This is a genomic window from Barnesiella sp. (assembly GCF_022723415.1).
GTDB classification, from domain to species: Bacteria; Bacteroidota; Bacteroidia; order Bacteroidales; family Barnesiellaceae; genus Barnesiella; species Barnesiella intestinihominis.
On the sequence record NZ_JAIJHU010000005.1, the window covers coordinates 87,526 to 94,041 of the forward strand.

At 40.8% G+C, this 6,516-nt stretch carries 7 protein-coding genes and 1 pseudogene; 5 read left to right on the forward strand and 3 right to left on the reverse strand.

What is annotated here, in order from left to right; translation table 11 throughout:
• Nucleotides 1-154: 154 nt before the first annotated feature.
• Entirely contained in the window at nt 155-799 is a 645-nt protein-coding gene (locus QVD32_RS02165; protein ID WP_021890920.1) for a flavin reductase family protein, read from the reverse strand.
• Nucleotides 800-869: 70 nt separating this feature from the next.
• Nucleotides 870-1,445 (reverse strand): rubrerythrin, encoded by a 576-nt coding sequence (rbr, locus tag QVD32_RS02170; RefSeq protein ID WP_008862772.1) that lies wholly within the window; start codon nt 1,443-1,445, stop codon nt 870-872.
• A 439-nt stretch (nt 1,446-1,884) separates the two neighbouring features.
• Here rbr and QVD32_RS02175 point away from each other — a divergent pair, with 439 nt between their 5' ends.
• From QVD32_RS02175 to QVD32_RS02185, 3 genes are read left to right on the forward strand one after another with little or no spacing between them, the layout of a single operon-like run.
• Nucleotides 1,885-2,304 (forward strand): hypothetical protein, encoded by a 420-nt coding sequence (locus QVD32_RS02175; RefSeq protein WP_008862771.1) that lies wholly within the window; start codon nt 1,885-1,887, stop codon nt 2,302-2,304.
• Nucleotides 2,276-3,565, forward strand: coding sequence for a DUF3440 domain-containing protein (locus QVD32_RS02180; RefSeq protein WP_040296187.1), 1,290 nt, complete (start codon nt 2,276-2,278; stop codon nt 3,563-3,565). The genes QVD32_RS02175 and QVD32_RS02180 overlap by 29 nt, the downstream gene beginning before the upstream one ends.
• Before the next feature lie 3 nt (nt 3,566-3,568).
• The gene (locus QVD32_RS02185) at nt 3,569-4,081 is read left to right on the forward strand and encodes an IbrB-like domain-containing protein (RefSeq protein ID WP_021890919.1); all 513 of its coding nucleotides are present in this window, start codon (nt 3,569-3,571) and stop codon (nt 4,079-4,081) included.
• A 318-nt stretch (nt 4,082-4,399) separates the two neighbouring features.
• On the opposite strand, the gene galE is transcribed toward QVD32_RS02185, so the two are convergent.
• Nucleotides 4,400-5,434, reverse strand: coding sequence for a UDP-glucose 4-epimerase GalE (galE, locus tag QVD32_RS02190; protein ID WP_021890918.1), 1,035 nt, complete (start codon nt 5,432-5,434; stop codon nt 4,400-4,402).
• Nucleotides 5,435-5,742: 308 nt separating this feature from the next.
• Between galE and QVD32_RS02195 the strand changes: the two genes are divergently transcribed.
• Both QVD32_RS02195 and QVD32_RS02200 read left to right on the forward strand, forming a co-directional pair.
• A complete protein-coding gene (locus QVD32_RS02195; protein WP_008862767.1) occupies nt 5,743-6,393 on the forward strand; it encodes a 50S ribosomal protein L25/general stress protein Ctc in 651 nt (216 codons plus the stop codon).
• Between the two features lie 23 nt (nt 6,394-6,416).
• Nucleotides 6,417-6,516: pseudogene (locus QVD32_RS02200) on the forward strand (aminoacyl-tRNA hydrolase); the annotation flags it as partial.

Consider the following 6,516-nt stretch of genomic DNA (forward strand, 5'->3'; position numbering starts at 1 on the left):
GTCTGTTTTGCATTTTATGCAAAGATAGTGTAAACTATAAGCCAAAGCAAGTTTGGTGAATTAGATTGGGTTCTCGGTGGTTCCTATCTTTTGAAACAGTAAAAATTCCCGATTGAAAATAGAACTTTCGATCGGGAATTTGGTTCATAGTAAATCAAATTTCTTTGAAACAACTCCTCGGTGCTTGACAGACCGGACATTTGAAATCGTCTGGCAATTCTCCTTCGTGAATGTATCCGCATACTTCGCAAATGTACTTTTTTCCAGAGTTTGGTTTCGGATCTTCTGGGGAAACATTTTCCTCCTTGATGTAGGTCGGTGCGTTTTTGGGAGCTTTTCCTTTAATTACATGGTGATAGTAGGCGTAAGTCATAGGAGTACCATTGTCGGGAATGGTATTGAGGACGCGGGCAAAAATTACGTCGTGAGTTTCGTTGTCGGCAATGTGCAATACTTCGCAGATAATATGTCCCGAAAATTTCCCTGATAAGATGGGGACATCGTTTTGCCACTCATAATCGTAATTTGTGTATTTGTTTCGGTCTCGACCGCATTGAAACCCGAAAGTAGTGATTAAAGATGTGTCGCTTTCTTCTGCGAGAATAGCTAAGCTGAATTTCCCATGTCGTACGATTATATCGTGGGTATAATTGTTTTTGTTCATGGAAATAGCGACAATGGGATTTTCACTGGTTACTTGAAAACAAGTATTTATGATACACCCCGTAGGGCGGCCGTTGTCATTAGTGCCTACGACATATAGCCCGTAGGTGAGGTTTCGTAATGCTGTAATATCCATAATTAAAGAATATCGGTCTACCCGATAAGGGCAGACCGATGGGTTGTTTTGAGATTTTTGAAACTGAATTTTAATAGTTATTTTTCTTGCGTTCGAAGAAGGCTTGCGGGTGAGCGCATGCGGGACATACTTCGGGTGCTTTTTTGCCACGGAACACATATCCGCAGTTGCGGCATTGCCATTCGATTTCTTCGCTGTCGGAGAACACGGTTCCGTTTTCGATGTTTGATAACAGTTTGCGATAGCGTTTCTCGTGTTCTTCTTCTACTTTGGAGACGTTACGGAATGTGTGTGCGATAGCGGGGAATCCTTCTTCGTCGGCGATTTTGGCAAATTCGGGATAAAGATCTACCCACTCTTCGTTTTCACCTTCTGCTGCCGCTTTCAGGTTTTCTGCGGTTGTTCCGATTACGCCGGCAGGGTAGGAGGCTGTGATTTCGACCATACCGCCTTCGAGAAATTTAAAGAACTTTTTGGCATGTTCTTTTTCCTGTTCGGCTGTTTCCATGAAAATGGCGCTGATTTGTTCATAACCTTCTTTTTTTGCTACGCTGGCAAAAAAAGTGTAACGAGTACGAGCTTGCGATTCTCCGGCGAAAGCTTTCAATAAGTTCTGTTCTGTTTTTGTTCCTTTAATACTACTCATAGCATTCTTTGTTTTTGATGTGTTTTTAATTCTGGTACAAATATAATTAGAATAATTCTAAAATTGAAATACTTCTAATTAAAAAACGATTATTTAAGAAAGTTTTATAATTATGGGTAAAGATAAAAATTTTTTGTGAATAAACAAAGATTACAAAGGGAATAAGACAGGTATGATTTTTAAGTGAAAAAATTTGTTCGCGACAGGTTTTTAGGTGTTGTAAAAAATATAAATGGATATGTTCTAAAACATTTTAAATGTACGGTTTGCCCATAGAATAACGATAAATCGTATTTTATATATTATTGTTATAGTGAAATTGTGACATTTTTGTTGCTGTATATATTCATTCTTTTTTTATTTTTGTGACTAAAATAAGATAGAGGCATTTGGAACATACCGATGTTATGTTTCGAATGAATCACAAAAATGCTCCACCATGATAGTAGAAAAATTGCCGGGGACAGATGCGCGGCTATATGCCCTTGTTGCACCGTTAGTTATGAGTGTTCCCATTATTCGTCAGAACAATAATTATCCGTTTAAAACCTCTCGTAAACACCTTTGGTTCATCGCTTTGGAACGAGGTGAGGTAAAAGGTTTTATGCCTGTTGAAAGAAAAACTGCGGGAGCTTGTATCGATAATTACTATTTGGCGGGAGATTCTTCCGAATTGTTGACTTCTCTTATCGAAAAAGCGAAAGAAGAGTTTGCCCAAGACTGCACTCTTTATGCGATTTCTCATGTTCGGCATGTTGATGCCTTTCGGGCGTGTGGATTTTCTGAATTGAAAACGTGGAAATTGTATGTAAAAATGGTGTATGAGGCAAATGGAGAATCTGAGAAGCAGTGTGTATGAAGTCGTTTTGGAGCGATTGAATCGGATATTTTCCGATTTTGATAATGTGTATGTTTCTTTTTCGGGAGGAAAAGATAGCGGTGTGCTTCTTAATTTATGTATCGATTATATTCGCCAGAATAAATTGAATCGTAGATTGGGGGTATTTCATATCGACTATGAAGTCCAATATGAGGAGACGACGCGTTATGTAGACAGAGTATTGGCATCTAATTCCGATATATTAGATGTATATAGGATTTGCGTCCCGTTCAAGGTTACGACGTGTGCTTCGATGTATCAAAACTATTGGCGCCCGTGGGAGGACTCTATGCGCCCGTTATGGGTAAGAGAAAAACCAGAAAACTGTTATACGAAAGAAGACTTCGATTTTTATACAGATGATTTATGGGACTATGAGTTTCAGATTAAGTTCGCCGAATGGTTGCACAAGCGGAATGCAGCTCGCAGGACTTGTTGTCTCATCGGCATTCGCACACAAGAAAGTTTCAATCGTTGGCGCACGATTCATAGCGATAAGAATTACAGGAAGTATAAAGGTTTGAAGTGGATTCGTGAGATGAAATATGGCATTTGCAATGCCTATCCCATACACGATTGGCTGACGACCGACGTGTGGGTCGCTAACGGCCGGTATCATTGGGATTATAACAAGCTGTACGATCTCTACTATCGAGCTGGGGTCCCGTTGGATAAGCAAAGGGTGGCCAGCCCGTTTATATCGCAGGCCATATCGAGCCTCCGTTTGTATCGTGCGATAGACCCGGATATGTGGGGGAAAATGGTAAGTCGGGTCAATGGGGTGAATTTTGCCGGATTGTATGGGAATACATCTATGATGGGCTGGCATTCTATCAAACTTCCACCCAATATGACATGGGAAGGATATTTGGATTTTTTGTTGAAAACGCTTCCGGAAAACACTCGTAAAAATTACCAGCGAAAATTGTCGGTGAGTATGAACTTCTGGCGGGATAAAGGGGGGTGTCTGGCAGATGAAACCATTCGAAAGCTGGAAAAGATGGGAATTCCTATTACCGTAGGTGACCATTCCAATTACAGGACCGAGAAAAAACCTGTACGAATGGAATATTTAGACGATATTGATATCCCCGAATTTAAAGAACTCCCCACATTTAAACGCATGTGTATATGTATTCTTAAAAACGATCATACATGCAAATACATGGGCTTTTCTTTGAATAAGGCCGAGAAAGAACAAAAAGAACGAGTGATGGAAAAATATAAAGCATTGATTTGAAAAATGGAAGAGTATAAAAGTCCGGTTTACAATGTGATTGCTGTTCCCGTGGAAAAAGTGGTCGCCAATACGTATAATCCGAATATTGTTGCTCCGCCCGAGATGAAATTACTCGAACTTTCTATTTGGGAGGACGGATATACGATGCCCTGTGTGTGTTATTATATTCCGGAGAAAGACCAGTATGAACTGGTCGACGGGTTTCATCGCTATAAAGTTATGAAAACCTCCAAGCGTATATATGACAGGGAAAAGGGTTTGTTGCCGGTGGTGGTGATAGATAAAGACCTTTCGAACAGAATGGCTTCTACCATACGGCATAATAGGGCGAGAGGTACGCATTGTATCGAATTGATGTGCGAAATTGTTTCGGAGTTGACGAAAGCCGGTATGTCCGATAGCTGGATTATGCGGAATATTGGTATGGATAAGGACGAATTATTACGGTTTAAACAAATATCCGGGTTAGCCGAATTATTTGCCGATAAGGAGTTTAGCTTGACGAAAGAGATATAAAATAATTATTTATTGTTGTTATACTGGATTTTGGGTCGTTGATGCATTTATAAACTGATTATAATTCCAAAGAATATACATACCTCCGGCATATCTTCTTATTTCTGTTTAAGGCAAAGATAGCGAAAGGCGAGTGCAGATGCAAACGGAAATCTCATTTCCGATTTGACTATGCCGAACCGCAGCCTATCTTCATACTCACAAAAGCAATATAATGCAATAAGACAGGAGGATATTTCTTTCTGATAACTTTGATAGAAACAAAAAACAGAGCCTTTATTAAAGGCTCTGTTTTTTAGAAAGATAGATGATTATACATTACATAATACCTCTTTCGCGTAATTTCAATTGCCATTTCCAAGCAGAAGCAAGCGTGTCTTCGATGCTTTCTTGTGCTGTCCAGCCTAGAACTTTATTCGCTCTTTCAGGGTTAGCCCACACTTGTTCTATATCGCCTTCTCGACGTCCTACTATTTTGTGAGGAACTTTTACCCCCGTAGCTTTTTCAAATGCAGAAATTAGTTCGAGCACGGAAACCCCTCGCCCCGTACCGAGGTTGAATATCTCGATAGCTTCGGGCGATTTATTTTCAAGCATACGATTCATGGCTGTCACATGAGCTTTTGCAAGATCTACGACGTTGATGTAATCGCGAATGCAAGAACCGTCGGGAGTATGATAATCGTCGCCGAATACGCTCAATTCTTTGCGAATACCGATGGCGGTTTGGGTCAAGTATGGGATAAGGTTTTGGGGAACGCCGTTGGGCAGTTCTCCTATTTCGGCGGTTGGGTGTGCCCCTATCGGGTTGAAATAACGGAGAATGATCGATTTGAAAGGAGCGCTGGCATGAATGGTATCTTTAATAATTTCTTCGCAAATCTGTTTGGTATTGCCGTAGGGCGATAAGGCGGGTTTGATAGGAGCCGATTCGTCTACCGGTAAAACGTCTGGTTGTCCGTAAACGGTACAAGACGATGAAAATACGATTCCTTCTACGCCATATTCCGGCATTAAAGTTAATAAATTAACAAGAGACATTAGATTGTTGCGGTAATAGAGCAAAGGTTTTTGAACCGATTCGCCCACTGCTTTGCTCGCCGCGAAATGTATGATCCCTTTTATTCCGGGATTCTCTTTAAAAAGCTGATGCAAAGCCTCCATATCGGTACAGTCGGCTTGAACGAACGTAGGACGTTTGCCTGTGATACGTTCGATTCCGTCGAGTACTTCGATGTTAGAGTTGGATAGATTGTCGATGATGACAACTTCGTAACCTGCATTTTGCAGTTCTACTGTGGAATGAGACCCGATGTATCCCGTTCCTCCGGTAACCAAGATTTTTCCTTTCATGGTGGTTGGTGTGTTTAAATTCTTTATTATGAATTGCAAAGATACAAAAAGGTGAGTGTAAAGACAAACGGAAATTCTATTTCCGATTTGGCTATGCCGAGCACCTATCTTCATAGTGACAAAGATAGCGAAAGGAGAGCGGAGAAAAAACGCTTCCCCGATTTTTTGTTTCGAGAGGAATAATTTCGTAAAGGCTTGTGGGTAAGAAAATAAAATGTTAACTTTGCCCCGCTTTTTGAAAATTCCGTGTGATGGGAAATTAAGGAGCAGTGAAAGCTTAATTTTGAGTAACACAAAACAACACAACGATGAAAACATTTCAATTAAATGGTACGGCCCGTACCGATTTGGGCAAGAAAGCAGTAAAAGGTTTGCGTAAGCAAGGATTGATTCCCGCAGTGCTGAATGGTGGCGAGTTGGTAGAATTGCCTTATCAGGGAGCGCTCAAACCCTGTGAAAAATTGGTAGAACTTCCCGGTGGTAAAAAAGGTATTATCGTTACCGATTTCACTGTGACTAAGGATGCCGTTCGTAAATTGGTTTATACTCCCGATATTTTTGCAGTCGAGTTGACTATCGATGGTGAAAAAAAGATGGCGGTATTGAAAGATTTGCAATTCCACCCTGTGACCGATGCTATTCTGCATATGGATTTCTTGGAAGTATCCGATAAGAAACCCGTTGTTATGGAAGTTCCGGTTCAACTCGAAGGACACTCTGAGGGTGTACGTGCCGGTGGTAAATTGAGTTTGTCGATGAGAAAACTGAAAGTAAAAGCCATCTATTCCAATATCCCCGAACGTTTGGTAATCAATATCGACAATTTGGGATTGGGTAAAACCTTGCAAGTGGGAGAACTCCATTTCGAAGGTTTGGAATTGATGAACGCCAAGAATGCCGTAGTTTGTGCGGTTAACTTGACTCGTGCCGCTCGTGGTGCGCAAGCTGCCGCTAAATAACGATCGATAAACCTGTTTTATTGATGAAATATCTGATTGTAGGGTTGGGGAATATCGGTTATGAATACGAGAATACCCGACATAACATAGGATTCAGAGTATTGGACGCCTTAGCTAAGGCGT

Coding starts and splice junctions, on each gene's coding strand:
- QVD32_RS02165 (WP_021890920.1), bottom strand. CDS start 799: ATGGATATTACAGCATTACGAAACCTCACCTACGGGCTATATGTCGTA.
- rbr (WP_008862772.1), bottom strand. CDS start 1,445: ATGAGTAGTATTAAAGGAACAAAAACAGAACAGAACTTATTGAAAGCT.
- QVD32_RS02175 (WP_008862771.1), top strand. CDS start 1,885: ATGATAGTAGAAAAATTGCCGGGGACAGATGCGCGGCTATATGCCCTT.
- QVD32_RS02180 (WP_040296187.1), top strand. CDS start 2,276: ATGGAGAATCTGAGAAGCAGTGTGTATGAAGTCGTTTTGGAGCGATTG.
- QVD32_RS02185 (WP_021890919.1), top strand. CDS start 3,569: ATGGAAGAGTATAAAAGTCCGGTTTACAATGTGATTGCTGTTCCCGTG.
- galE (WP_021890918.1), bottom strand. CDS start 5,434: ATGAAAGGAAAAATCTTGGTTACCGGAGGAACGGGATACATCGGGTCT.
- QVD32_RS02195 (WP_008862767.1), top strand. CDS start 5,743: ATGAAAACATTTCAATTAAATGGTACGGCCCGTACCGATTTGGGCAAG.